Annotated in this window: 29 protein-coding genes, 2 rRNA genes and 1 riboswitch; of the genes, 2 read left to right on the top strand and 29 right to left on the bottom strand. The window is 49.3% G+C overall.

The features are described 5' to 3' along the window. Window positions 1-44: 44 nt before the first annotated feature. The 15 genes from pth to DFP94_RS22890 all read right to left on the bottom strand — a co-directional run bounded on the left by pth (window position 45) and on the right by DFP94_RS22890 (window position 13,634). Window positions 45-605 carry an aminoacyl-tRNA hydrolase gene (gene pth / locus DFP94_RS22960; protein WP_114498810.1) on the bottom strand — a complete coding sequence of 187 codons (561 nt, stop codon included), beginning with the start codon at window positions 603-605 and terminating at the stop codon, window positions 45-47. A gap of 369 nt (window positions 606-974) precedes the next feature. Continuing rightward, window positions 975-1,193 (bottom strand): hypothetical protein, encoded by a 219-nt coding sequence (locus DFP94_RS25305; protein ID WP_147273881.1) that lies wholly within the window; start codon window positions 1,191-1,193, stop codon window positions 975-977. Between the two features lie 189 nt (window positions 1,194-1,382). Then, window positions 1,383-2,336: a ribose-phosphate diphosphokinase gene (locus DFP94_RS22950; protein ID WP_114498808.1), complete on the bottom strand. Its 954-nt coding sequence runs from the start codon at window positions 2,334-2,336 to the stop codon at window positions 1,383-1,385. Between the two features lie 110 nt (window positions 2,337-2,446). Next, a complete protein-coding gene (gene glmU / locus DFP94_RS22945) occupies window positions 2,447-3,850 on the bottom strand; it encodes a bifunctional UDP-N-acetylglucosamine diphosphorylase/glucosamine-1-phosphate N-acetyltransferase GlmU (RefSeq protein ID WP_114498807.1) in 1,404 nt (467 codons plus the stop codon). A 123-nt stretch (window positions 3,851-3,973) separates the two neighbouring features. After that, window positions 3,974-4,258, bottom strand: coding sequence for a septation regulator SpoVG (gene spoVG / locus DFP94_RS22940; RefSeq protein ID WP_055105386.1), 285 nt, complete (start codon window positions 4,256-4,258; stop codon window positions 3,974-3,976). Window positions 4,259-4,440: 182 nt separating this feature from the next. Next, entirely contained in the window at window positions 4,441-5,271 is an 831-nt protein-coding gene (gene purR, locus DFP94_RS22935) for a pur operon repressor (protein ID WP_114498806.1), read from the bottom strand. A gap of 115 nt (window positions 5,272-5,386) precedes the next feature. Further along, complete coding sequence (ispE, locus tag DFP94_RS22930) at window positions 5,387-6,241, bottom strand: 4-(cytidine 5'-diphospho)-2-C-methyl-D-erythritol kinase (RefSeq protein ID WP_114498805.1); 855 nt, start codon at window positions 6,239-6,241, stop codon at window positions 5,387-5,389. A 191-nt stretch (window positions 6,242-6,432) separates the two neighbouring features. Next, the gene (locus DFP94_RS22925) at window positions 6,433-6,612 is read right to left on the bottom strand and encodes an alpha/beta-type small acid-soluble spore protein (protein WP_114498804.1); all 180 of its coding nucleotides are present in this window, start codon (window positions 6,610-6,612) and stop codon (window positions 6,433-6,435) included. Between the two features lie 168 nt (window positions 6,613-6,780). Continuing rightward, window positions 6,781-7,056: a biofilm formation stimulator Veg gene (gene veg, locus DFP94_RS22920; protein ID WP_114498803.1), complete on the bottom strand. Its 276-nt coding sequence runs from the start codon at window positions 7,054-7,056 to the stop codon at window positions 6,781-6,783. A gap of 144 nt (window positions 7,057-7,200) precedes the next feature. Further along, window positions 7,201-8,097, bottom strand: coding sequence for a sporulation peptidase YabG (gene yabG / locus DFP94_RS22915; protein WP_114498802.1), 897 nt, complete (start codon window positions 8,095-8,097; stop codon window positions 7,201-7,203). A 54-nt stretch (window positions 8,098-8,151) separates the two neighbouring features. Next, complete coding sequence (rsmA, locus tag DFP94_RS22910; protein WP_114498801.1) at window positions 8,152-9,039, bottom strand: 16S rRNA (adenine(1518)-N(6)/adenine(1519)-N(6))-dimethyltransferase RsmA; 888 nt, start codon at window positions 9,037-9,039, stop codon at window positions 8,152-8,154. Window positions 9,040-9,042: 3 nt separating this feature from the next. Then, window positions 9,043-9,603: a ribonuclease M5 gene (rnmV, locus tag DFP94_RS22905; protein WP_114498800.1), complete on the bottom strand. Its 561-nt coding sequence runs from the start codon at window positions 9,601-9,603 to the stop codon at window positions 9,043-9,045. 129 nt (window positions 9,604-9,732) lie between these two features. Then, complete coding sequence (locus DFP94_RS22900; RefSeq protein ID WP_114498799.1) at window positions 9,733-10,869, bottom strand: resuscitation-promoting factor; 1,137 nt, start codon at window positions 10,867-10,869, stop codon at window positions 9,733-9,735. 259 nt (window positions 10,870-11,128) lie between these two features. After that, window positions 11,129-11,334: riboswitch (cyclic di-AMP (ydaO/yuaA leader) on the bottom strand. A gap of 215 nt (window positions 11,335-11,549) precedes the next feature. Next, entirely contained in the window at window positions 11,550-12,320 is a 771-nt protein-coding gene (locus tag DFP94_RS22895) for a TatD family hydrolase (protein ID WP_114498798.1), read from the bottom strand. A 24-nt stretch (window positions 12,321-12,344) separates the two neighbouring features. Further along, a complete protein-coding gene (locus DFP94_RS22890; protein ID WP_114498797.1) occupies window positions 12,345-13,634 on the bottom strand; it encodes an HD domain-containing protein in 1,290 nt (429 codons plus the stop codon). 323 nt (window positions 13,635-13,957) lie between these two features. Here DFP94_RS22890 and DFP94_RS22885 point away from each other — a divergent pair, with 323 nt between their 5' ends. Next, window positions 13,958-14,212 carry an AbrB/MazE/SpoVT family DNA-binding domain-containing protein gene (locus tag DFP94_RS22885; protein WP_009226360.1) on the top strand — a complete coding sequence of 85 codons (255 nt, stop codon included), beginning with the start codon at window positions 13,958-13,960 and terminating at the stop codon, window positions 14,210-14,212. A gap of 122 nt (window positions 14,213-14,334) precedes the next feature. Here the strand turns inward: DFP94_RS22885 and rsmI are convergent, their stop codons facing one another. From rsmI to DFP94_RS22835, 10 genes are all read right to left on the bottom strand, one after another. Further along, window positions 14,335-15,228, bottom strand: a complete 894-nt coding sequence (gene rsmI / locus DFP94_RS22880) for a 16S rRNA (cytidine(1402)-2'-O)-methyltransferase (RefSeq protein WP_114498796.1) — start codon at window positions 15,226-15,228, stop codon at window positions 14,335-14,337. After that, the gene (locus tag DFP94_RS22875) at window positions 15,225-15,983 is read right to left on the bottom strand and encodes a tRNA1(Val) (adenine(37)-N6)-methyltransferase (protein WP_245955072.1); all 759 of its coding nucleotides are present in this window, start codon (window positions 15,981-15,983) and stop codon (window positions 15,225-15,227) included. The genes rsmI and DFP94_RS22875 overlap by 4 nt, the downstream gene beginning before the upstream one ends. An 86-nt stretch (window positions 15,984-16,069) precedes the next feature. Continuing rightward, window positions 16,070-16,441 (bottom strand): initiation-control protein YabA, encoded by a 372-nt coding sequence (locus DFP94_RS22870; RefSeq protein ID WP_114498795.1) that lies wholly within the window; start codon window positions 16,439-16,441, stop codon window positions 16,070-16,072. A 44-nt stretch (window positions 16,442-16,485) separates the two neighbouring features. Next, window positions 16,486-17,286, bottom strand: a complete 801-nt coding sequence (locus DFP94_RS22865) for a PSP1 domain-containing protein (protein WP_114498794.1) — start codon at window positions 17,284-17,286, stop codon at window positions 16,486-16,488. A gap of 112 nt (window positions 17,287-17,398) precedes the next feature. After that, entirely contained in the window at window positions 17,399-18,373 is a 975-nt protein-coding gene (gene holB, locus DFP94_RS22860; RefSeq protein WP_114498793.1) for a DNA polymerase III subunit delta', read from the bottom strand. A gap of 71 nt (window positions 18,374-18,444) precedes the next feature. Then, window positions 18,445-18,888: a YaaR family protein gene (locus tag DFP94_RS22855; RefSeq protein WP_114498792.1), complete on the bottom strand. Its 444-nt coding sequence runs from the start codon at window positions 18,886-18,888 to the stop codon at window positions 18,445-18,447. A 44-nt stretch (window positions 18,889-18,932) separates the two neighbouring features. Beyond that, window positions 18,933-19,262 carry a cyclic-di-AMP receptor gene (locus DFP94_RS22850; RefSeq protein WP_114498791.1) on the bottom strand — a complete coding sequence of 110 codons (330 nt, stop codon included), beginning with the start codon at window positions 19,260-19,262 and terminating at the stop codon, window positions 18,933-18,935. A gap of 97 nt (window positions 19,263-19,359) precedes the next feature. Beyond that, a complete protein-coding gene (gene tmk / locus DFP94_RS22845; RefSeq protein ID WP_114498790.1) occupies window positions 19,360-20,010 on the bottom strand; it encodes a dTMP kinase in 651 nt (216 codons plus the stop codon). Continuing rightward, entirely contained in the window at window positions 20,000-21,598 is a 1,599-nt protein-coding gene (locus DFP94_RS22840) for an aminotransferase class I/II-fold pyridoxal phosphate-dependent enzyme (protein ID WP_245955070.1), read from the bottom strand. Before DFP94_RS22840 ends, tmk begins: the two co-directional genes overlap by 11 nt. 61 nt (window positions 21,599-21,659) lie before the next feature. After that, on the bottom strand, window positions 21,660-21,845 hold the full coding sequence (locus DFP94_RS22835; protein WP_114498788.1) for a sigma factor G inhibitor Gin: 186 nt from the start codon (window positions 21,843-21,845) through the stop codon (window positions 21,660-21,662). Window positions 21,846-22,070: 225 nt separating this feature from the next. Here DFP94_RS22835 and DFP94_RS22830 point away from each other — a divergent pair, with 225 nt between their 5' ends. Further along, window positions 22,071-22,595: a hypothetical protein gene (locus DFP94_RS22830; protein ID WP_114498787.1), complete on the top strand. Its 525-nt coding sequence runs from the start codon at window positions 22,071-22,073 to the stop codon at window positions 22,593-22,595. Between the two features lie 177 nt (window positions 22,596-22,772). Here DFP94_RS22830 and DFP94_RS22825 read toward each other — a convergent pair whose 3' ends face one another. The 4 genes from DFP94_RS22825 to DFP94_RS22810 form a co-directional block, all read right to left on the bottom strand. Next, the gene (locus DFP94_RS22825) at window positions 22,773-23,198 is read right to left on the bottom strand and encodes a hypothetical protein (protein ID WP_114498786.1); all 426 of its coding nucleotides are present in this window, start codon (window positions 23,196-23,198) and stop codon (window positions 22,773-22,775) included. A 203-nt stretch (window positions 23,199-23,401) separates the two neighbouring features. After that, window positions 23,402-24,493, bottom strand: a complete 1,092-nt coding sequence (locus tag DFP94_RS22820; protein WP_114498785.1) for a PdaC/SigV domain-containing protein — start codon at window positions 24,491-24,493, stop codon at window positions 23,402-23,404. A gap of 979 nt (window positions 24,494-25,472) precedes the next feature. Further along, a 5S ribosomal RNA gene (gene rrf, locus DFP94_RS22815) occupies window positions 25,473-25,589 on the bottom strand. Window positions 25,590-25,723: 134 nt separating this feature from the next. After that, window positions 25,724-25,818, bottom strand: a 23S ribosomal RNA gene (locus tag DFP94_RS22810); the annotation flags it as partial.

The raw sequence follows: 25,818 nt of genomic DNA, 5'->3' as shown, positions 1-25,818 counted from the left end.
TACGGATCCCGCTTATCTGGTGATTGCGCTCTTCATCAAATCGCCTATCCGTTGAACTTGGCCATCGTCTGCTCGAAGGTATGATCAAGACTATACTCCAATGCGTCGCAGGCCGCCTCAATCGACTGCTGCAAAAGCGGCGCCTCCTTCTTGGCAAATCCCGAAAGTACATAGTCGACAACAGCAAAACCCGGTTCAGGACGTGAAATCCCCATCCGAATCCGGTTGAAGGTTTGCGTCCCCGTATGCTGGATGATCGATTTGATACCGTTATGGCCTCCAGCGCTACCCTGATACCGCAGCCGGTTGCGCCCGATCTCCGTATCGAGGTCGTCGTAAACGACGATCATGTCCTCCAGCGGGACTTTATAATAATCCATAAAAGCGCGTACCGCTTCGCCCGATAAATTCATAAACGTCATCGGCTTAATGAGCGCCACCTTGCCCCCCGGCAGCACGCCTTCGCCGATCAGCGCCTTGCATTTGCTCTGCTTGATCGCGATGCCATGTCTACGCGCCAACTCGTCCAGCGCCATGAACCCGATATTGTGCCTTGTCTTCTCATACTTGGCCCCCGGATTGCCGAGGCCTACGATCCATTTCATTTTGAATCCTCCAATAGTTAATAGGTGAAAAAGGGAACTCCAAGAAATTTGGGCTTCCGATCGCTGTTAAAGCCGGATTATTTGATTTTATTAATTCCTAAAAGGAAATAATCCGTCTGCAAAGGCGAACACTATCGTTTCTCCAGCTCCAAATTTTCTCTCCGTCCAACTTTCACCCAAAATAAAACAACTTGTTCCATGCAAAATCCTACTCATGATAGTCTCGCACCACTCTAAGCGCATCCCGAAGGGACAGCGACTTCGCACAAGCCCTATGCGCATCCCAAAGGGAGCCCGCTCTGCACAAACCCCAAGCGCATCCCAAAGGGACAGCGCCCTCCTTGCACAAAGTAACTCTCCCCCACAGAATTACCGCCCCCGCCCCCGCAGCCGCGCCAACGTAAAGCGTGCCCAAAGGGCGACAAGCGGCTCCTTCCGCCAAAGCCGCTCGAGTGCGTCCGAAAGCAGCAGTGCCTCCAACAACCAGGTAGCCAGGGTGCGCCAAAAGTAAGACGGACCCGAAGGGGGAAAAGCGTGCCTCGCACCAAACCAAGCGCATCCCCAAAGGGGACAGCGACAAAGGAGCATCTCTTGTTCTCCCACGTTCCCTCAGTTTGCGGGTGATCCCCTAGGGCAGCAGGCCCTCGGGGGGCCCTCCCTTACGGTAAGGGAGGGTTTGGGAGGGTTGAGTCACCGAGGGTTGAGTCAAGATACGAACTTAGGGGTTGCCCTCCTTAAGAGAAGGTGCAACCCCTGTTATGCAGTAGGATGAAATCGTTATTCAATCTCAAACAGCTTGCTGATCGACAGTTCCTCGTGGACACGGATAATGGCCTCGCCCATCAATGGGGCAACGGACAATACTTTCAGCTTGCTGGTCGGATTAGGATGCGTAATAGGAATAGTATCCGTGACAATAACTTCCTTCAGCGGAGAGTTTTCCAGACGTTCCATCGCCGGGCCGGACAGCACCGGGTGGGTACAGCAGGCATAGACCTCTTCGACGCCGCCTTCTTTGAGGGCGTTAGCGCCAAGAACGATCGTCCCGGCCGTATCGATGATGTCGTCCACCAGAATCGCGGTTTTTCCTTCGATATTCCCGATGATGTTCATCACTTCACTGACATTCGGCTCCGGGCGGCGCTTATCGATAATCGCCAGCGGCGCATTCAAAAAGTCGGCCAGCTTACGGGCACGGACTACCCCGCCATGGTCTGGAGACACAACAACCGGATTCGGAATGTGCTTCGAACGAAAATATTGGGCAAGAATCGGCACGCCGAGCATATGGTCTACCGGAATGTCGAAAAATCCTTGGATCTGCATGGCATGCAAATCCATTGTAATGACACGGTGTGCGCCTGCCTTCTCGATCAGGTTGGCAACCAGCTTGGCCGTAATCGGATCGCGAGAGCGAGCCTTCCGGTCCTGGCGAGCATAGCCATAGTATGGAATAACGACATTAATGCTCTTGGCCGAAGCCCGTTTCAAAGCATCCACCATCACGAGGAGTTCCATCAGATTGTCGTTGACCGGAGCGCAAGTGGACTGTACCACATACACATGGCAACCACGTACGCTCTCGGACAGCTTGACTTGAATTTCGCCGTCACTGAAGCTCATGGTATCCGAGTCTCCCATCGGAATTCCGATATAATCGGCGATTTGATGTGCCAGCTTGGGATTTGAGTTACAGGTGAATATCTTCAGTTTAGAATCACAATAAGTCATAAATTTTAATACCCTCCGTGCTGTGTAGATAGTTTAACTATCTCGTCATTGAAATGGTCGCTGCATCCTGAATCCGTTAAAAGTCATTCCTACTGTGCAAACTATCAAACTTATGATTCCTGTTCTTTTTGCTTCTTGGCCTTCGCGCGGGCGCGAAGCTTGTCTGCATATCCCGGCTTGTTCTCCTGACGGGTTCGGGCAATCGCCACATCGTTATCGGAAACGGTGTGCGTAATGGTAGATCCCGCGACGACATAAGCGCCCTTGCCGATCTTCAACGGTGCAATCAGATTGACATTGCTGCCGATAAACGAGTCATCTCCGATTTCGGTAATGGACTTATTATATCCATCGTAGTTGACGGTTATCGCACCGCAACCAATATTAACGTTCTTACCCACTTTGGCGTCCCCGATGTAGCTTAAGTGGGAAACTTTGGAGCCATCGTCCAGCGAAGCGTTCTTGATTTCTACAAAATCGCCCACTTTCACATGATCGCCCAGTTTCGAGCCCGGACGCAAATAGGCGAAAGGTCCGACCGTCGTTTCTTTGCCGACTTCCGCCTGGCAGATCACCGACTGTTTTACCTTCGCGCCATCATGAATACGGCTATCTTCAATTTCCGCAGCTGGACCGATGACACAATCTCCCCCGATCGAAGTTTGCCCCGAAAGAATGGACCCCGGATAAATAACCGTATCCGCTCCAATCGTAACGTCCGCTCCGATATAGGTGGAGCTAGGGTCTATAATCGTAACCCCGCCCAGCATATGCTTCCGGTTGATTCGCTCGCGCATGAATCCTTCGGCTTCGGATAACGCCAACCGGTCATTCACGCCGATCGATTCCGCGTTATCTTCAGTTAAATATCCTTCGACGATCTCGCCTTCCCGGACCAAAATACCAATGACATCTGTCAAATAATATTCCTGTTGTGCATTGCTGTTGGTCACTTTCTCCAGCGCTGCGAATAATTTCGCATTATTAAAACAATAAGTGCCTGTATTAATCTCTTTCACGGCATCCTCTTCCGGCGAGCAGTCCTTCTGCTCGACGATCCGTACGACGGAACCGTTTTCGGTGTCCCGAATGACCCTTCCATATCCTTGAGGATGATCCATGGAAGCCGTTAATACGGTAGCTGCCGCTCCTTGCCGGTCATGAAGGTCGAGCATCGATTGCAACGTCTCCTCGGTCACCAGAGGTGTGTCGCCGCAAATAACGATCGTTGTTCCTTCTTCCTGACCCAGAAGCGGTCCGGCTTGCTTTACAGCGTGACCGGTTCCCAATTGCTGCTCTTGCAGCACATACTCGGCATTCGTTCCCAGATAAGACTTGACCGCTTCGGCACCGTGTCCTACAACCACGATACTGCGCTCACATTGGACTTTCTTAACCGTGTCCAGGACGTGCCCGACCATCGGTTTGCCGCAAACAGGATGGAGCACTTTATAGAGCTTGGACTTCATGCGCTTCCCCTGACCTGCGGCAAGAACAATCGCAAATCTTTTCAAGGCCCCGGCCTCCTTCTCTTGAACTCATTACTGAATATATCTCATTTAGGACAAAAAGAAAAGAGAGCCATGTTACATGGCTCCCTTTTCTCGAACCCCAATTGGTTGAGACAAAACTAAGACTTAAGCCCCTTCTTCAATAACTTCCTCTTGCTCGGCAGCACGTTCGTACTCCGCCAGGACTGCGGCTTGGATCTTCTCGCGTGTACCCGAAGAGATCGGATGCGCAATGTCCCGGAATTCCCCGTCAGGAGTACGCTTACTCGGCATAGCCACGAACATTCCATTATTCCCGTCGATTACGCGAATGTCATGAACAACAAATTCGTTATCGATGGTAATGGATGCGATCGCTTTCATTCTGCCCTCAGAGCTGACTCGGCGGAGTCTTACATCCGTAATTTGCATATGTGTTCACCACCTTTTTCCATCAGAGACTTGGTGTAATATTCCACATAGCTTACGGAAATCCTTTTTTTTTCATGAACAAAATGACCTAAAATCAGGAATTTTTTTGAATAGATAGGCTTTTCGACACGTTTCGTCGCAAACTCTGTTCGTTTTACAGACAATCGACAAGGTCTACAGTTCTATTTCCTGGAAAAATAATTCCCCGGTTCTACGGAAATCTCTTTTCCCTTGGCATCTACCGCTCTTAAAGTTGCCAGCGATACATAATCCCGAAGCAGCCGCTGCTCCGTTTCAACCTCGCCCGATTCCACCAACACGCCGACTCCGGCAACCACGGCGTTAAACTCGGCGAGCAAATCGACCATTCCTTGAATCGTCCCTCCGGCTTTCATGAAGTCGTCCACGATCAGCACTTTTGACTTCTCTTTCAGCGCACGCCGCGACAAAGACATAGTGTGCAGGCTTTTATGCGAGCCGGAAACATAGTTAATACTAACCGCTGAGCCCTCCGTGACCTGATGGTCCCGGCGCACAAGAACGACCGGCAGATTCAGTTCCGCCCCGGTAGCATAGGCTAACGGAATCCCTTTCGTCTCCACCGTCATGACGCAATCAATATCCCGGCCGGCAAAAGCGGTCGCAAACAGCTTGCCCGCTTCGTTCATCAGGCCCGGCAAGCCGAGCAGGTCGGACATGTACAAATATCCGCCAGGCAAAATCCGGTTTGGTTCCGCCAGCTTTTCACACAACTGCTCTATGAAATGAAGCGCCTGCTCCCGACCCATCTTAGGAATGTACTTCACCCCGCCAGCCGCGCCAGCCAGGGTTTGCAGCTCCCCGGTTCCCTCATCTTCAAATACTTCTTTTATAATCGCCAAATCCTCGCTGATGGAAGACTTGGCAGCTCCGTATCGCTGTGCAAATGTGGTGAGCGGTATCAACTGATGCGGACGAGCCAACAGAAACTGCGTCATTTCCACTAAACGAGCGCTTCTCTTTAGTTTTTTCACGAAGTACCCCTCGCTAAATCCGAATATTTTAATCAAAATATATCATTTTTGTACGTCTCTGTTCAAGCTTGTCTATTATAAACAACATAATTTCGAAGTAATCCAATCTTTAGGATCAGGTTAATAACCGGACCGCGTACACTTCTTTGCAGAATCCGCGCAGCCCATTATAAATCCGGGGAACCTTCGATTCTTTGGATACCAGTCCGAATACGGTAGGCCCGCTACCCGACATCAGAACGCCATCGGCACCTAGCCGGATCATCGTTTCTTTCAGATGTGCGACATCGGGATAGAGCTGAAGCGTAACGTCCTCCAATACATTCCCGAGCTCCGAACAAACGGCGGTAAAGGATCCCTGTTCCAAAGCCTCTTGCATTTTGGCCGCGGAAGGATGCTTTTGGATTTCTTCGCTTCTAAGCCGTCCGTAGATTTCTGCGGTAGACACGTTGATCGGTAGTTTTGCAAGAATCACCCAGCACTGGGGCGGATTCTGGAGTGGAGTCAGCAATTCACCGCGGCCCGTTGCCAGCGCCGTTCCCCCCGTAACGCAAAACGGTACATCCGAGCCGAGCTCCGCACCAAGCTTCATCAGTTCCTCGTCCGAGATGCCGAGGCCCCAAAGCCGGTTTAATCCGCGGAGCGTCGCCGCCGCGTCACTGCTGCCCCCGGCTAGTCCGGCGGCAACGGGAATCTTTTTGTCCAAATGAATATATACACCGCTGCGAACGTCGTAACGTTCCTTAATCAGCTTGGCGGCCTGGAAAGCCAGGTTTTTCTCATCAAGCGGAATATATCCGGCCTGACTTGAGATGATAATCGTATCCCGCGGGAGAGCGCTCATTTCCAGCCGGTCTGCCAGATCAACCATCGTCATGATCATTTCCACTTCGTGGTAGCCGTCCGGCCTTTTATGTAAAACATCGAGCATCAGATTAATTTTCGCCGGCGCTTTTTCGTAAATTTTCAAGACGCTCACCCACTTTCAGTATCGCTAAATTCAATCCGTCTTAACTTACATATTATAAAAAAAACTCCAGGGTTCGTCTATGCACGGAAGACATTCCTTCTTCCGCTTCCCTTTATATTACTTGATCTTTATACAAAAACAAACAGACTCCCCACTTTATGGGGAGTCTGTTTGTTCCTGTTGCCTCAAGCCTAAGGTTGCTTCGATGCGGCCCGCTCAGCAAGCTCGATCGCTCTTTTGACCATGTTTCCCGCATCCTTCGCCTTGATCCCGCCCCAGCCTTCCTTACGAACGGTATCATAGAAACCCAGATCCTTCGCCAACTCGACTTTCAAATCTTCGGACATGACGCTCCGTCTTCTGCGTGACATGTGCCATTCCTCCTTTAGGAAGTCATGGATGAAGAACAAGCATAGTATGCGCCTTTCCTTCGGCGTTCATACGCCGAACCATGTCCACGCTACACGCACGCCGTATTATAAATAAAAACCGGCCCTTGCGCTTCAACGCAAAGGCCGTTTACTGCAACGTCATGATATTCACGGTTTAATATACGACAGCCGCATTTCGTTGTTATCGTCGCAAACCATGACTTCAACGGATTCGGTAAGTATATCGGCATAACTGTAAGACACACGCTTAAAGGTTTGCTGCTCTTCATCCAACTTCACGATAAAGACCGAAGGATAGGTCTCCTCCAATACACCGGTGCGTTCGACGGTCTTTCGGCGACCTCCGTTTGCACGCAGCATAATCTTCTGTCCAACGTGAGCGTCGAGACTGTGTTTAATTTCTGACAGCGCATTTTTAGCCATTGCCTGTGACCACCTTCCTTCTTTGTCCATTATACAAGAAAGGGAGTCACCTGTCAAGTCAAAACAGATTATTATATCAGCAGCAAAAAACGGTTGTCAACGGTTTTTTTTCGACACTCTTCTCAAGCACCCTGAATTGTGAAATTACATGGACGGAACCACTTTCAAAGCGGACAAATCCATCAGTTTCGGCAGGCCAATCCGGTAGCTGCCCCGCGTTTCAATTCCGCCCACTCCCTGCGTGCCGCTTATCGTATGGCCCAGGACGTCCGTAATGTGTATCGTCTCCCGAATGGACGTCAAAGAAGCTTTGGCGGCGATGTAGACCGGGTCCAGAGCGTGTATCAGCACCCTGGCAGGGGAACTCGCGAAATTGGCACCCGCCTGCAACAAAGCTTCGAAATGAGACTGGCACGCGCCAGCAACGATGGTAAGCGCATCAAAATTGCGTTCGTACTTCCGTGCAGCCTGGACGGCCTCCACAAAGTGCTTGGAATTTTTATAACTGGATAAATTGTACAAATCGCCCGACGGGCGATTCTTCAGTACGCCGTCATGACCGGTCAGCACAACAATATCCGGCTGGATGCTTGGCAACAAACGGTACAAGGCGTTTGCCATCGCGGATTCGTTCACGTAATAGCCATGAGCGGGTACGCGCAGTTTCTCGTACAGGCTGAGGCTTTTCTGTAAATATCGCTCATCCCCGTCCAAATGAAGCACCTTACCCGGAACTTCAAAAAAGGATGTCTCCCCCGGATTATGGAACTCCCGCCCCAAAGCGGACTGATTGCGTTCCGCCAGTTCAAGCCGGTCCTTCTCTAACCTCTGCAGCGATTCGGTAGCCTTGATTCGTGCTCGCTGCGTTTTTTCACCCGGGGCGTTCGGACTTACCTTAACCAGATCGGTCAAAGGCGCATCGGCCAGCAGCCGGAATTCCGTTCCTTTGATAATGGCCTGCTCCCGCACGATGTTCTCAATCCGGAAAGTAACATCCCCTCCGTAAGATTTGCGGACGACCAAGTCTCCCAAATTACTCAAATCAATCACCTCTATCCCATCGTATGGGCGAATATAGGGATTGGTTACAAGCGTCTATTTAGTAATTCCTGCTGCCAGCAGCGTATTGCTCAGTTCCGCGAATTCCTCCAGGCTTAACGTTTCCGCGCGGCGGGAAGGTACAATTCCGGCATCGTCCAGCAGAGACTCCAGCCGTTCCCGGCCTTCCCCCGGGAAAAACCGGCTCTTGAGATTATTTGAAATCGTCTTGCGTCTTTGAGCAAAAGAAGCCTGTACTACTTCGAAGAAAAAGGCTTCATCCTTCACCGAAACCGGTGGCGTGCTGCGCACCTTCAGACGGATGACCGCCGATTCCACATTAGGCTGTGGAATAAAGACGCTATGAGGCACGGTGCAGACCAGTTCGGGCTTACTATAATACTGGACGGCGATGCTCAGGCTGCCGTATTCCTTTCCCCCCGGGGAGGCTGCCATGCGCTCTGCTACTTCCTTCTGGATCATAACGACAATGTTCTCCAAAGGAAGTCCGGCTTCCAACAGATTCATCAAGATCGGCGTAGTGACGTAGTAAGGCAAATTGGCCACCACGCTAACGCCGCTGCACCCGATGAATTCCGACGCGAATAGAGCCTGCAGATCAAGCTTAAGCACATCTCCGTGAATGACATGTACATTAGGATAGGGCTCCAGCACCTCTTCCAAAATAGGCAGGAGGCGCTGATCGATTTCCACGGCGGTCACATGGCCGGCCGTTTGCGCCAGCTTCTCCGTCAAGGCTCCGATTCCGGGTCCGATCTCCAGCGCCCCTTTGGAGGGATCCAACCCGGCTGCGTCGACAATTTTGCCAAGGATGTTCTGATCGATCAGAAAGTTCTGACCGAGGCTTTTTTTAAATGAAAATCCGTGCCGCTGGATAATCTCTTTCGTCCGGCGCGGTGTAGACACATCTTCTCTCATGGTCATCGGTTATTCGCCTCTTTCGTTCTCCAATTGAGCCAGCGCGGCCGTAAACTCTTCACGGCTGATCCGGAAGATGGCCAACCGCTTATGAAACTGCTTGCCGTTACAATACCCTATTCCAAGCCGTTCGCCCATGAACCGCCGTCGTGCGGACGCCTCCGGGTGAACGATCAACCCCGCCGCGATCAAGTCCTCCCAGTCGATCAGATTCTGACCTCCGTCGGCCTCAAAAGGGACCTCGCTGCGGACGCGGGAGAGCGCCTCCCGGATCGCCTCCGGTGAGGCGTTCTCCACCCCGATGTCATCGCCCTTCGTCGCATCGGCCTCGTTCAGGAAAGCATGCTTGCAGCCGGGGACCCGGCTCGCGACGATTTTGCGGATGCGTTCTCCGGCGTGGTCGGGATCGGTGAAAATAATGACTCCCCGCCGCTCCATCGCGAGCGCGATTTTCCGTAGCGTCGTCTCATTGATCGCCGATCCCCCGGTCTCAATGGTGTCGGCGTCCACCGCCCGTTTCACCGCTACGGTGTCGTCACGGCCCTCCACCACAATGACCTCCTTGATCATGTACCCCATACCTTTCAAAATAAAATGGTCGTATCACAACAAAAAGAAGAGGAATTCTCCTCTTCTTTTCCGTGTCTTATTCATCATCCTAATAGTATATCATTCCCTGCGCAAAGTAAACGCAGCCGGTTAGTTCAACTCCGGTTTGGTTGGGCCGATGACGTATACGGTCCGCCCTTTCTTCCGGCCGAAATTTTCGGCCGATTTCAGAGAGTCGTAATACACGTCCATCTTGTTGCCCTTAATGGCACCGCCGGTATCTTCAGCCTTGCGGAAGCCGATGCCCTCGATATAGACCCACCAACCCAACGGAACGACGCTCTTGTCGACTGCGATCGTTCTGCCTTCCGTCACTCGGGTGCCGGAAGCCGTTCGCGTGCCGATCCCGTCTTCCTCCGAGGAATACGCCGTCAGGGTCACGTTCTTAAGTACTTTTTTATATTTAAACGAGACGCCGCCTTTCGTCGCAAGCCCGCTGATATTTACCGCATTTGCGCTGCGGGATATGCTTGCGGATGCAACAACTGTCGGTTTCTTCGTTCCTACAGCGATCACTTTAGGAGAGGCTTTCTTTTCAACCTCTTTACCGAGCCAGCGCTTCGACACGAAGCTTCCGTCTTCATACACTTTTTCGATGTTATGGACTACTATCCCTTCGTTTCCTTGCGACAAGACCTTGGTTTTTCCCTTGAGCAGGTTATTGTCCGAGGTTTTCACAACCGTGAAAGGTACGCTCTCTTTGGTCTGGATATTATGCTTGGTGACGCGGACGACCTTAATGTCCAGGTTGGCTGCCACTTTGCTGTCCAAAGCCGGAGTAATCTTATCTTCTTTGCCCAAAGCAACGCCAAGCTCTTCGATCGCTTCATGCACGCGGTCTTGAGTCGTAAAATGTGTTTTCATTGTGCCGTCCACGCTAACCTTCACCGGGACCGCCCGCACAACGACCATCCGGTTTCCGTCTTTGACGGAACTGGCGAGCGACTGAAATATCGCATCCTCAGATCCGAAAGCCATGGACCTCTGTTCCAGCCCTTGATTGACCAGCGAATGACGGGTTACGGTCTTTTGACTCTGCCCGTCAACAACCAAGTAAATCTTTTTATTGTTTTGGCTGTAAAACCAAATCAGGATGATGAGAACTACCGCGATGGCCAAAATTCCGATGACCGCTATTTGACGTAAATGTTCTTGTTTCCACCGCATTGCGTAAGACATGCTGGATGAGCGTGATTCATGGGATTCCTTTTTGCGGAAAATGCCCATTTCTTCCGTCCTCCTTACATAGTCCCGCCGTCTAGGTCGATTCGTGATATGTATGACGTGACTACATTTCATTTTTACGAAATGCACAAAATTGAGCTGCACTTCGCATCCTGCCCCAGTCTGCCCGGCTAGTCACCTCCTGTTTAAAACAGTATGATGACCCTATTACGTTTATTCAAAACAAAAGAAGCCTAAAAGAAAGAGTAAGAGGCTCTCTTTCGTGGCTTCCGAGTTTCTTGAAGTAATAGGATGCACGAGTTTGCCCTCTCTTTGTACGCTTACGGAGTTAGCTGTCGGGTTAGGACGCAGAGAGCCGCCCTTTCTCAATCATTCGCTCATGGCGCAATGACCTTCGAATTCACCCCAATGACCCAAAAAGAAATCAATTACGCCAAAACCGGTATTTCCGGTTTACGTATTTGGTTCCCCCGTTCTCCAGAATTGGAGATTAAGCGAGACTGGTTCATGGAACCATGTAACCGGAATCGTCATCTACACATGAACGACCCCAAATCGATTACTGAAAAGATTCTATCCTGTTTCGATGCATGTTGTAAAGGACGAATCAACCACGTTTATTTTAATAAATGGTTAAAAAAATGTAATAAACTCGGTGTATTTGGTTAAAAAGCATTAATCTTTCGCGAATGCTCTTTTTTTCACCGCTTTTTCTCCCGATTTCAATGAATTCCAAATCGTTCCAGTGCATTTCGGGTAGTAATTTCGGCGATTTCTTCGACCGAAACCCCCTTTAGTTCGGCTGCAGCCTCTGCGACTAAAGTGACATGTCCCGTTTCGTTTCGCTTTCCTCGAAATGGATGAGGAGTTAAATACGGGGAGTCAGTTTCGATCAATAATCGGTCCATTGGTGTCTTGAATAACACTTCTTTGGGTTGTTTTGCATTTTTAAATGTGATCGGTCCGCCAAACGACAAATGGAATCCCAAATCCAGACACATTTTGGCAATTTCCCAGCTCCCTGAATAGGAGTGCATAACGCCTCCAACTTCGTTAGCCTTTTCCTCCCGGAGAATGCGAACCACATCTTCATGCGCCTCCCGGTTATGGATGGAAATCGGCATTCCGAGCTTCCGCGCAAGACGGATTTGTTTTCTGAACACTTCATGCTGAACCTCTTTTGGCGACGTGTCCCAATAGTAATCCAGCCCGATTTCGCCGATAGCCACTACCTTCTCATGCTTGCAAAGTTCTGCAATCCAGTCCAAATCCTCTTCCTTCATCGTGATCGCATCCTGAGGATGCCATCCCACCGCCGCGTAAATGAAGTCATGCGACTCCGCCAGCTTCATGGTGGTCGGGATCGTTTCACGGTTAAAGCCGATGTTAATCATCCGTGTTACCCCTTGATCCAATGCGCGTTGAATCGCTTCCTCCCGGTCGCCGTCAAACTGCGGCGCATCCATATGCGTGTGCGTATCAAATAGCTCCATATCTGTGCCTCCTTGGGTGCCTGTTTATTGTCCCTGTTCAAATAGTTCAGCAATATTTGCCGGCAGCCGGTGAATCACCGACGCCAATTTATTGTCGGGATAGTACAAATGATATTTTCCGCGGTGCAATCCGCTAATCGAGCGGACAATATCCGAAACCTCGGAAATTTCCCGCAAATGTTCCTGACGGTCCAGCAGAAGGATCTGCTTGTCCTGAAACTCCCCGTCCGGACGAAACACATCATAAGGCAGATCGGTTGGAAAATCAATTTCCAGATCATATTCCGGGTGGAGTCCCGCCGCCTCGAAAGCGCTGCGAATGTCGTCGATCATTTCCAAATCAAGCACTTCTACTTCTACATATTTATACAATTTCCTGTCTAAAAAACGGGTGCATAGATCACTTAACAGTCCATCGGGTTCTTTTCTCCATTGCATGAAGGCGGTTTGTACTAATGCCTCATCAAGAAGCAGGTATTCCTCTACCGTCAAATCCCGGTTAAACAGCCCCGGCAGCGGATCCGGAAGAAAAGCAAAACGGTAACCGCCCGCATGAAGTTCCTTCGCCCGGCGGAAGATTTGCCGTAAAATAATTTCCGAACTCCGCGTGACCGGATGAAAATATACCTGCCAGTACATTTGGTATCTGGACATTAAGTAGTCCTCCACCGCATGCATGCCCGATTCCTTCACCACAATCCGTCCCTGGAACGGTCTGAGCATCCGTAAAATGCGATCCATGTCGATGGTTCCGTAATTCACCCCGGTAAAATAAGCGTCCCGCAGCAAATAATCCATCCGGTCCGCATCGAGCGGACTGGAGACCAAACTTACCACGATAGGATGTTCATAATCCTTGCGAATGACAGCTGCCACTTTTGCCGGAAAATCTTCACCCAGCCGCCGCAGCACGGCGCCTACTTCCGTATTTCCAAGCACAATTTTGCAGGTCCAATCCTCATGGTGCATTTGAAATGCCTGCTCTATCGAATGGGAAAACGGACCGTGCCCCAGATCGTGAAGCAAGGCTGCACAAAGAGCAACCAATCTCTCCTCCTGCGGCCAGTCGGCATAATCTGCACGTTCGAATTGAGAAATAATGCGCCGGGTAATTTCATATACACCAAGTGAATGGGAAAAACGGCTGTGTTCGGCTCCATGAAAAGTTAAATAAGAAGTTCCAAGCTGGCGGATTCGCCGCAATCGTTGGAATTCGGGGGTATTAATCAAAGCCCAGATAATTTCATCCTGTACATGAACATAATTGTGAACCGGATCTTTAAAAACTTTTTCTTCCCGCAATTGAAGATGCATGACGATGTCTCCTTTCATTAATTACAAATTGTTTTTGCAGAATAAAGAGAGATTGTGACTGATATAGTAGGATAATGTCGAATAATGTCGAACCCTGTCATTAAAGGCATTTCCAACATGTCGAATCGTAAAAAAGGGCAAAAAATCAGCAAAATTACCGTTGTATCATGTTCCACCAATAATTAAAATTAGAAATAATAATGAACTCTACCATAAATAGGTTGACTGTTTTGGCAATGGTTGGTATTATAAATATCATAAAAGATAGAAGTTTGTCGAATAATGACATTTTTAAATTATAGCGAGAGGGGCTATCATCGGTTATGATGAAATCAACAGGTATTGTAAGAAAAGTAGACGAATTAGGACGTGTAGTAATTCCTATCGAATTGCGCCGCACTCTCGGCATTGGTGAAAAGGATGCCCTCGAAATTTATGTCGATGGTGAACGCATCATGCTGAAAAAATATGAGCCTGCTTGTATCTTCTGCGGTAATGCGGAGAACGTTACTTACTTCAAAGGCAAAATTGTTTGTCACGAATGTATCACTGAGCTTCCTACCCCTGTGACAAATTAAGAAATATAGTATATAATAGTTTTATCGAAAACTGTTAATTCTAACCTTTTTCATATCTCCTTGGTGCCTTCCAGGCTTGAACCCAGCCTGTGAAGGCCCCTTTTTTGCCTTTTTCCGCTAAGTTAATCGACAGCAATAATTTTATAAATGTCCCGTTTTGACACGCCCCGGTCCCCGGCTGCCTTTTTCATCGCCTCTTTACGGGAAACTCCTTCTTGTTCTTCATAGTGAAGCACATGCTCCTCCACGGATAAGGATTGCCACCAGGCATCTCTTCGCTCCTTGACGTCTTCCGGATTAGCCCCGGCAACAACCAAGCAATATTCACCCAGCGGCGGGTGTTCTTGAAGCCAGCCCAGACACTCGCTTAACGTTCCCCTGGCCATTTCCTCATATCGTTTCGTCAGTTCCCGCGCGAGCACGACCTTACGGTCTCCCCAGGCTTGCTGCAACGATTCCAGCGTTTTGATTATCCGATGCGGGGATTCATACATAAGCAGTGTGTTTTCTTCATCTTGCAGCGAGGCAAGCAGATGATCTCTGTCTTTATTTTCTCTAGGCAAAAACCCGATGAATTGAAACCGCTCGGTAGGCAGCCCCGATACGATGAGTGCCGACAATGCAGCGTTAGCTCCAGGGATCGGTATGACTGAAATCCCTGCCTCTACAGCAAGTTTCACGAGGTCACTGCCGGGATCGGAAATGGCTGGCAAACCGGCATCGCTGACTAGGGCCAAATTTTTTCCTTCTATTATAAGTCGTATTAATTCGGGCCCGCTTGCGGTCTTGTTATGCTCATGGTAACTGAGCAATTGACCCGGGGAAATTTCGAAGTGCGTCAATAGTTTGCGGGTCTGCCGTGTGTCCTCTGCTGCAATAATGTCTGCTTCCTGCAACGTACGAACCGCCCGATACGTCATATCCTCCAGATTTCCGATCGGAGTAGCGACAAGATACAATTTGCCGGAGGCTCCGTCCGGCTGTTTCTCAAAACTTTTCTGAATGGTTAGACTCATGCGCTTCCCTCTTTTGGTCCATAATAGATGTTCATGATTTCCTGACAGTAGTTCCCTTGATCATCATACACGATCAGCGGAGGCAGTACCCGCACATCCGGCTTGCCGTCACGCAGCGCCTCGATCAGTACCATATTGGCTTCGGCTCCCGCTCGCGGGTGAACAAAGCGAATCCCTTTGGGCTCCATTCGATATTGGCGGAACAGGGTCAGGATTTCCCCAAGCCGTTGCGGTTTATGTACCATATACACTTTCCCCCCCGGCCGAACCAGCCTCATGGACGCAGCAATAACCTCCTCCAAGCTACAGTGGATCTCATGACGGGCAATCGCCTGATGCTCATTTATCTTCAAATCCCCGCCGGTTAGCGGCATATACGGAGGATTTACCGTGATCGCGTCGTAAACGCCATGTCCCGTCTTCTTGACCAGCTCTCGCAGATCTCCCTCAAGAATCGCGAGTTGGTCTTGAAGCCCATTCATCTCCACACTACGGCGGGCCATATCGGCCAAACGGGGTTGTATTTCAATACCATCGATTTTTGCCTTTGTCCGGGTGGAAAGCAGCAGTGGAATGACACCGTTTCCGGTGCACAAATCGAGAATTTTACCGTATTTCGGCACAGACGCGAAGCGCGCCAGCAAAACCGCATCCATCGAGAAGCTGAATACTTCATCGCTCTGGATAATTCCCAGCTCATGGGTCAACAGGTCATCCACCCGCTCTTGTTCTTGAATCTTTACTTTATTCTTCAAATTTGATCTTCCGTTCTGTGAAAGGATAGGCATCAATCCATGTATCATTTCTTAAAAAAAACCGTAGGAAAACTCCCTACGGTTTGTTATTTATTCAAAAAAGACAAACAGAACAAACAGTCGCCTTCCGTCCGCAAATGCCCGTAATAGACATTGCAGATATGGAAACCTTCATGATACAAACGCGCCAGATTATCGTAACCTTCCCCAACGATATCGATGGCTTCATTCCCTTCAAGCAGCAAAGGAGCGGGCTGAACAGGGGCCCTCAAAGGCGGCTTGCCTTCAGCGTTTTCCCCTTTCAGAATTTTGCGCATCTTCTCGTTCTCCAGGCGAAGCTGCTGATTTTCTTCTAACAGCCTCTTGACCTCCAGCATAAGCGTGCTAAATTGGCCGTGAACCTTACCCATTTGTGTTTCCAACGCTTGCATATGGTTGAATATATCTTTATTCTCCAAGTACCCACCCCAGAGTCATCTCTAAAGTCTTTCTTGAACAACTTTTATTTCAAAACGACATCGTCGAGCGGAAGCTCTTTGACTTTGCCGACTTCAAACAATTGCACATGAACCGTACGTGCTCCGGCGTTCAGACCAACCACTTTCCCGTCTCCCAGCGATGTGACAACCATCTTGCCTACCGAAGGAAGCTCCTCCTTTGAGCTTTCGTAGTTATCATGCTCAAATTTCAAGCAGCACATTAACCGGCCGCACAGTCCCGAAATTTTGGTCGGATTCAGCGATAAGCTCTGGTCCTTCGCCATCTTGATCGACACCGGTTCAAAATCGCCAAGCCAGGAAGAGCAACAAAGCACCCGTCCACAGGGACCGATCCCGCCAAGCATCTTGGCTTCATCCCTGACGCCGATTTGCCGAAGTTCGATCCGTGTCCGGAAAATACTGGCCAAATCCTTAACCAGTTCGCGAAAATCGACCCGACCCTCTGCCGTAAAGTAAAAAATGATTTTGTTTCGGTCAAACGTGAATTCCACGTCAACCAGCTTCATTTTTAAATCATGGTCTTTAATTTTATTTAAACATGTGGCAAAAGCGTTTTTTGCCGCAAACTTGTTCTCCTCCACAACACGGGCATCGGACTCGTCGGCAATACGGATTACCTTTTTCAGCGGGAGCACAACATCGTTCTCCCCGACCTGCTTCTTGCCAACGACTACTTTCCCGTACTCAATCCCGCGCGCCGTTTCAACAATAACGCTTTGGTCCTTCTCAACAGGAAGCTCCAGCGGATCGAAGTAATATATTTTGCCCGCTTTTTTAAAACGGACGCCTACTACAGTGTACAAAAACTTACCCCCTTGTATACCTATAAAAACCTGGTGACTCCTTAAAACCCATGTTCTTGCACGGGAGAAGTTCATCTGCCCGAAGCCTTGACTTCGGCCTGAGACATCACGGTTACCCGCCGATGCCGATCAGGAACTGTTCGAGACAGAGTTGGCCGTTCATATGCTGACGGAGTTTCTTCTTGCTCTCTGCCGCAAGCGCCATCGCATCAATCCACTGCTCCGCGCTGCGTGAAAAAGCATGCTTAACGATAAAATCCAGCTCATCTATGAAAACGATGTGATCATGTCTATGATAGAGCGCATGGATCATGTCTTTGAACCACAAATGGAAAAGGTCAAACAGCATGTCCAAATGCTCGCCTAACCCTGTTTTGAATACAATTTGCTGCGCTGTAACGATAGGAGAGCCGCCACGGCCAGCGGTATCCTTCCCTAATTGTAACACTACGTTTCTAATTTCTGCAAACCAATTCTGACGCAACAGTTCGCGGCATGCCTCCAGTCCGGCGGCCACATGAACGGCCGGCCGGGACAGGGCTACCGGAAAGCCTTCGCCGGTTAACATCTGCAGCATCACTTCCGGATCCAGCGGCAAAAACGATACCCACTGAGCCCTTGATTGAATAGTAGGCAGCAAAGCCCGCCCATTGTCGGAAAGTAAAATTGCGACTGCGGGAGATGGAGGCTCTTCCAGAAATTTCAGCAGGCTGTTTGCCGCTTGCACGGTCATTTTATCCGCTTGATCAATAATGTAAGCCTTTGGGTTCCCGCTCTCCGAACGGTACGAAAAAATCCGCTGCAAATCACGGATTTGGTCAATTTTAATGGTAGCTCCGTCAGGAGATATTTGATGCAGGTCCGGGTGATTGCCGTGCAACACTTTCCGGCACTCCAGGCATTCGCCACAGGCATCGTCGCCCTCAGCGGTACAGTACAAGGCCTGGACAAAGGCCATAGCCATCTCTTTCTGCCCGCTTCCCGGTGGCCCGCTGAAGATATAGGCATGGGATATGCGATGTTGGCGGAGGCCGCTTTGCAACAGCTGCTTCGCTGCCTCCTGCCCTATAATTTCCTTAAAAGACATAGTCGATTTCTACCTTTCTTCCAAGACATTTCCGGAAGATGCCTGTATACGGAGGGATACACGGTTCGGCGCTAGAAGCAAATATTAATCAGCATGCCCCGAATCTCGCCGATTTTTTGCAACAGCTCTATCTTCCCCTGTTCCGTCTCCAACAACTCATCCGCCATTGCGAGCAGGGCGGCATCCACCTCGTCCAGCAGCTTATAGCGCTTGCCGCGTCCCCGGCGATCCCAACCCCTGGATTCCTTAATGGTAACCCCGCGGCGAACGGTATCTTCCAGAAATCTTTTGACCAACAGGCGGTATGCCTTCAGTTCCCGGACGGTCATGGAATGGGCCAGCCGGTCACCCTGAAGCTGAATCTCCTTAAATCTCCGATTCAACTCCTCTTTGGTAGCCTGTTCGCCATGGTGCTGCATGACATCGGAAAAGCTTTTGGCCTGCACCGGCTTGGCCGCATTTTCATTCACTCCCAAACCGCTTTTCAGCGGTCTGTACCCCGGATCTATTTTCACAGCTATCACCGCCGTTCTTTCATTAATCTTGTTATATAAATGTCCTAAAAATGTTCAAACCGGTCAACCGGCAGGACGAATACGGTAGCTCCGCCTACCTGAACCTCCACCGGAAGCGGTAAATACGAATCTGTAGTGCCGCTCATCGGCGTCACCGGAGTAACCAACTGTTCACGCACTTTACAACTATTACGGATAACAGTCAGGAGCGGTTCAACCTGGTTGTCGTCAACCCCGATCATAAACGTCGTGTTACCAGCCCGCAAAAAGCCCCCGGTACTAGCCAATTTGGTCGCCCGGAAATTTTCCTTTACCAGTGCGGTAGACAACCGGTTGCTGTCCTTATCCTGAACAATCGCAACGATCAGTTTCATTTGCAGCCCCTCCTCGATTTTTTAAATGAGCGTTTACTCCTAAGATAACCTTTGAGCTACCTTATAGATTTTTAACCACTTCTTTATTATTTGACATTCATAGTCCAAAATCCTTTAATGCCGCGGCAAGCCGGTTTCTAATATCGGCCGTTACCTCTTGTTTTGTTCTGGAAGCGTCCACCTTCTGGATTCGCTCCGGATACATGGCTGCGACGATCGCATAGCCATCCCTTACCTTATGGTGAAACGAGAGATCCTCAAGATCAAGGCGGTTAATTTCCCTGCCCTGTCCCGCCGCTATGCGCGAAAGTCCGGTTTCAGGATCAATATCCATATAAAAGGTCAGGTCCGGAAACCTCCCGGCGGTGGCGAACAGATTGATCGACAGCACTTCATCTATGCCCAGTCCCCGGGCATACCCTTGGTAGGCCAAACTGCTATCGATAAAACGGTCGCACAGTACGGTAATTCCCTTCGCCAAAGCGGGTTCTACTTTCTCCGCTATATGTTGTCTGCGTGCAGCTGCATATAAGAGAGCCTCCGTCCGTCCGTCCATTTCGGTATTCGCCGGATTCAAAATGATCTCGCGAATACTTTCGGCAATCTGGATACCTCCCGGTTCCCGGGTGGTGATATAAGGAATCCCGCGCGCTTCCAGCTCTCGTCCCAATTCATCGATGATCGAAGTCTTTCCCGATCCGTCTCCGCCTTCTAATGTAATGAATAACCCTCGTCTTTTAGCGTTCAACACGTTCCCTGCTTTCTTTCCTATGCTTTATCACTTGTATGGTATTCAAGGTGGGATCGGCAGCTCCCTGACATTTAGCCTGGGCCTGACGAAGCGCCAACAACTGCTCCATAACGCGTTCGTTGATCTCTTCGCCCGGATATAAGAGCGGAATGCCCGGTGGATAAGGAATAATCATCTCCGCTGCCAAACGGCCTGCGCTGCTTTCTAGTGAAACCGACTCCTTGTCCTCCGGCATGATAGGGCGGAGACCGAAGGTCACGGGTGTTGAAACCGCATCGATGTTCCACGTGGAAAATTTACTTTGCGGGTTTGGTGGTCTGCCCGGGCCCGGGGAAACCTCGCTTTCTGAATCCATTTGCTTCAACGCTCGCAGCAAGCGGCCGATATCCCCTTCCGTCGTTGCCGGACTCAGCGCTAACACCACATGGCGTTCATCGCTCATTTCAGGAACGCAGCCGGCCGCTTCCAGCCTCTCCTGCAGCTCGTAGCCACTCCAACGGCCTGTCGCATCATACAGTACGGCTTTAAAGGGATCTTGTATAGCATATGCAGATCCTTCTCCGCGTGCGCCCGGTGTCAGCAGGCCGAAGCGCGGGAGCTGTCGCAAACCGAGGCGCAGTTGCCCGACGGCGGCCAGAGCACTTTCAAAAAAGGCCGGCCCACGGGACTGCAGCAGGCTGCGGCTCAAATCGAGCGAAGCCATGATCGGATACGACGGGCTGGAGCTCTGCACCATCGCCAGCCGCTGCCGCAGCAGGCCGCGGTCGAGCAGGCCGCCCTGCACATGCAGCATCGCGCCCATGGTGAGCGCGGTCAGCATCTTGTGCGTGGACTGCACGACGCCGTCGGCGCCGGCCTGCAGGGCGCTCTCCGGCAGCGCCGGGTGCAGCCCGAAGTGGGCGCCGTGCGCCTCGTCCACGAGCAGCGGCACGCCGTGCGCGTGGCAGAGCGTGGCCAGCGGCCATAGCGGGGCTCCCATCCCGTAGTAATTTGGGTGCGTGACGAGCAGCCCCTTGGCGCCGGGATACCGGCGCAGGGCTTCGCGCACCGTCTCCTCCGACGGGATGGTCGCTAAGCCGCTGCCGGGGTCGTGCAGCGGCGCCAAGAATACCGCGTGCGCGTGCGCCAACATTAATCCGTGGATCACGGATTTATGCACGTTCCGCTGCACGAGCAGCACATCACCTGGAGCGGTGCACACGCTCAGAATCAGTGCCAGGTTGCCGGCGGTACTGCCGCCAACCAAAAAGAACGACTCCTCCGCGCCATACGCATCCGCTGCGAGTTGCTGCGCCTCGCGAATGACGCCCTCCGGATGGTGCAAATCGTCCGTGCCGGTAATTTCCGTCACGTCGATCTTCATAACCTGGGCCAATTCACCGCCCAGGTCCCCCCTATGGGACATGCCGTTCTTATGCCCCGGCACATGGAAAGAAACATCTCCCCGCGCCTTGTATTGCAGCAAAGCTTCATATAAGGGAGCCTTTTCGTTTCCCTTCACTCCTTTTTCTGCATTCAATCTATATCCAAATCCTTCCGGCTTGTTTAGATATCTTGTCTTTCGCTTCATTGTAACGCTTTCCAACTATGAAGGGCAACATAAAAGGACCCGCCAATTTATAGATCAGGTCCCTCACCATACGTGTTTATGCATTTTTTTCTACCCAAATCTGCCTCATGCGATGAATAAAAAAATGATATTTATCCTCCTGAACATCCGTGTGTACCATTTCCGACTCGCAAGCGTCGCATATGAATTCCGAAACGATATGAATGCCTTCAGACTTCGGTTCCCCGCAGATAATACATGTGTTTTCGGTAAGTTCATCCATTTACGATCCCACCTCGTGTGTTTTACTACCAGTATGACACAGATTCTATTAATTTAAACCTTTTCATAGTCACTTTCCTACTTTATATATATGCCGCTTCCAAGCTCTCCGTGTTTGTACGGCGGATATCTTAAAAAATCTTTCTTTTATCCGATATAGTAATCAGGGTGTTCTTTCAATAAAGCATTTCACGCCAACGTTAGCCAAGGAGGAATACAGTCTCATATGCCTGCCGAATCCGGAAATAATGCGACGTTTTACCACTATAAACTGCTTAAAAAAATCGTCTTGCCGAAACCGTTGATCCACAGCTTTTTAGTACTCCCATTTATCTGGCTTATTGCAGAGATGGTGTTTATTTCTTGGACCAGTATTTTCTTTTTCCTGCTCGCGATTCCGCTCGTGCTATGGATCCACTTTGTCATTTCCCGGTCCGTACTTATTATTATCAGCCACTCTTACCGCAAGCGCTGGCGATTTACCCGTCGACTCCCTTGGATCGGCTACTTGCCCGATCAATTCGTCAGCTACAGTACGTTTCGAAGCGTACATCTTCATGCTGCCTGGATCGGCTGCTGCATTATCGCGATTCTGATTCCCTGGTCGCCCGTATCCTTCGTCATTTCATTAATATTGTGGCATTTGTGGTTCCTTACTCCAAGATTTTTTATTCTAGCCGGTCTAAGAAAACAACCCAAAAATGGCATGATCAAGTTTAATGAACAAGATACCTCTTATTACATGCCTTAACTTACCCTACATATCGATTCAACAATTCTGCTTAACATCTTCTTCGAAACTAAAATAGCCTGTTACTTGCAATATTTGCAAGTGACAGGCTATTTTGATTCCTTACTCGAAGGATTCATTGGCATATGCTGTTTTACATTTACTTGTGCTTGTCTTGCAGAGGGCATCCTATGAAAACTATGGGCTCTCCAAACCTTGAATTACGGCCTTCTCCTCCATTTTGGGAACTAACACGGTGAAGGCATTATCATGGATCGTAAGCAGTACAACCAATTTGTCCTTATTGAAAACCCGGGTTGTTCCCGCGCTTTCCTCTTTCTTCTCCGTCCAGCCCCATTCCGTAATAGCCTTCTGGTAAGCCTCCGGCACGCTATCGCTCTCACGGAGACCGGACAAGGAGTAATGCACGTAATCCATTTTTGAATTGTTCATCGCCGTTTCCGTTCGCTTTGCTTCTTTAGGAACAGGGAAACTCTTCTCTACCGCTGAACCGACAAATGTCGTCCAGGAAGGCTCAGAAGCAGCACAGCCTACAATGATGAACAACATCATGAAGACTACCCCCATGAAGCACAAGGAATGTCCTATTCCTCTTTGCCGCATGCTGTATTCCTCCTTACCCAACCTATATTCTCGCCGTTTATTATCCCTAGATGTCAATTCCTGATATAGAACGCGGATAGGCCTTAAAACCTATATAAAGATACCACACTTAATTATAACGGTAGTTTTGAGCCTGTCGGTGACAAAAAGGTTACATTCCTTTTAATAGCTCCTTAATCTTTTATATTCATAGTGTATTACTCTTATTTAAAAGCTTGGAATGGACTGCTGCCTTTAGGCAATAATTCATTGAAGCCGATCGTAAACTCGGGAAAACCTGCGGCATAAGGCGTATATTCATACAGTTGGAAGAAAAACCGCAACCCTCCGGGCTGCAAATAGAAGTCAGGCTGATCCCCCAACCCTTTAAATCCGCCAAAATACCCCGGCAATGCATTCAGCTTGCCGCTTAGCTTTTTATTCAGCAGTTTGAGGTAATCCTTATTTTCACCGAGTAAATCTCCCAAGCTCAACAACTTCCCGTCTTTTAATGAAAAAATATACCCTTTGCGAATATTCATGCCATGAGCGCCGCCCAAATATTCGTATTGTTCCGTAACAAGGCTTAGCACCCCGTTTTGATTATACGTCACAAGGTAAGACCCTTTAAACTCGTATGGCATATTGCCCTCTTCTACGGCTCCGAGTTCGTTTAACCGTTTATCGATACTGTCATGAAACAACTTGGCGTCCTTCTTCAATATCTCGTTCATAGCTTTTTCAGCTTCCAAATTTCCCGATCCGCTCAGCTTCGGATAATCGATGTGAATAGAGACTTGATTATTGTCCTTATCATAGCCCTCTGTACTAATGGTGAGTTCGTTTTCTTTGCTTTTAACCACATTTAAGACTTTTGTTGAAGAAATCCACTCCCCATCATAGCCTAGATAATTTTTTACCCATTGAAAAGGAATATATATGCGCCCATTTATGTTCTTTGCCTGCTGTTCCCATAGAAAATAATCATTCACATAAGAAGTAATGCCTCCCTCATAAATGGATACATTCAATGTTTGGTATCCCTGGCCAATAGAATAGGTCTTACTCTGTTCATTGTAATGAAACGGCAGCTTAAGATTATCCCTCAAAAAAGCAATAGGAATCCAAGTGTTCCCTTCCATGAGCAACCCCTGCAGTTGTACCGCCTTCCCGTTAAATTGCAAAGTTACCGAATTGCTTACCGAATGTTGCGTTTTACCACTTGCTACATAACTTGATTCCGCCGGTAGCCATCCTCCGCCAAAAAACAGTCCTGCCGCTAAAATTCCCGCACTAAAGCTTATCTTCAGGTTCATATGATTTCCTCCACTGATGTTCTGCTTTAATTAAAATTGAAAATTAATGATCAGCCAACGAATACACCGTAATGTAACAAAACCTATTGTAACCAATCCAGGACAGAAATGGTTTACATTTATCCTTACAATTTCTTCTTTATTTTCCTTTAGATTTAACGTTTCCTTAACTATTTTTTAACCAAATCTAAGATGCAGGACCCTACAATCTCCTTCCTCAATCATTAAGTGAAGTGACAATTTGCAAATATTGCTCTTTACCTGGATCCTGTATGCTCATAAATTATAGTCAGCCACTTTATATAAATTGCTCCAAATCAGATTAGGGAGTTTAGGAGTTCCATGAACCTTCCTTCGGACCTTCCTGGACGCCTTGAGGAGCGCCTAAAGCGGCTGATCACACGCCGTCACTGCTAAGCACTATGAACCTAAGATCGAGTGATAACTTAGTGCATCTGGTCTGGCGGGCATTTGAATAGCAAGTGGTAACTCCGGGCGCCTACAAAACATCTAAATCGAATAAAAGCGACTACGTGCCCTGAACTGAATGGATTGCATGTAAAACATCTGAGGACATTGCGTGGCGTGGCCTTTTGCACCGTAATATCCTTTCTGGCTAAATTGATACGCCTCTGTCTACTTCGTATAGTATAGTACTGTCCGATACGCACAGCTCGGAGTAACTCTCGTGCTCCTGACCAATTCACTTGTATCTGCCTAATTAACTGGATTTCCTACAGTTAATTTTGCCTAGATCGGCTGCCAGAGTAAGTTAGATGGAAAACCTCCATCTAATTTTGCGCTTTTCCTCTAAAATGGCTCAAACCCTCCGAATTAGCTACAGGTTTTCCAGTTAATTGTCTCAAAAGAGCTAATTCTTCGAAATTAGCTGTAGGTTTTCCAGTTAAGTTGGCACCTGTTGACACCTTATATAACAAAAGAGCACCACCGAGGTTATCGGTGGTGCTCTTTCTTCGTTGCTTGGCGGCGTCCTACTCTCCCAGGACCCTTCGGTCCAAGTACCATCGGCGCTGGAGGGCTTAACGGTCGTGTTCGGGATGGGTACGCGTGGAACCCCTCCGCCATCGCCACCAAACATGATTTTTCGAAGCTTTCGCTTCTCGAAATCGCTGCGAGAAAATATCAAACCTTATAAAAGGCATGCAGCTTAGTTCAGATGTTTTGATCACCTGAAAACTGGATACGAAACGTGAATTTGCGTGTTAGTTATTGGATAAGCCCTCGACCGATTAGTACCTGTCAGCTCCATACATTGCTGCACTTCCACCTCAGGCCTATCAACCTCGTCGTCTTCAAGGGGTCTT

Source organism: Fontibacillus phaseoli (genome assembly GCF_003337355.1).
GTDB classification, from domain to species: Bacteria; Bacillota; Bacilli; order Paenibacillales; family Paenibacillaceae; genus Fontibacillus; species Fontibacillus phaseoli.
Note: the sequence above shows the minus strand (reverse complement) of the source record. Positions and strands in the feature narration are given on the sequence as shown.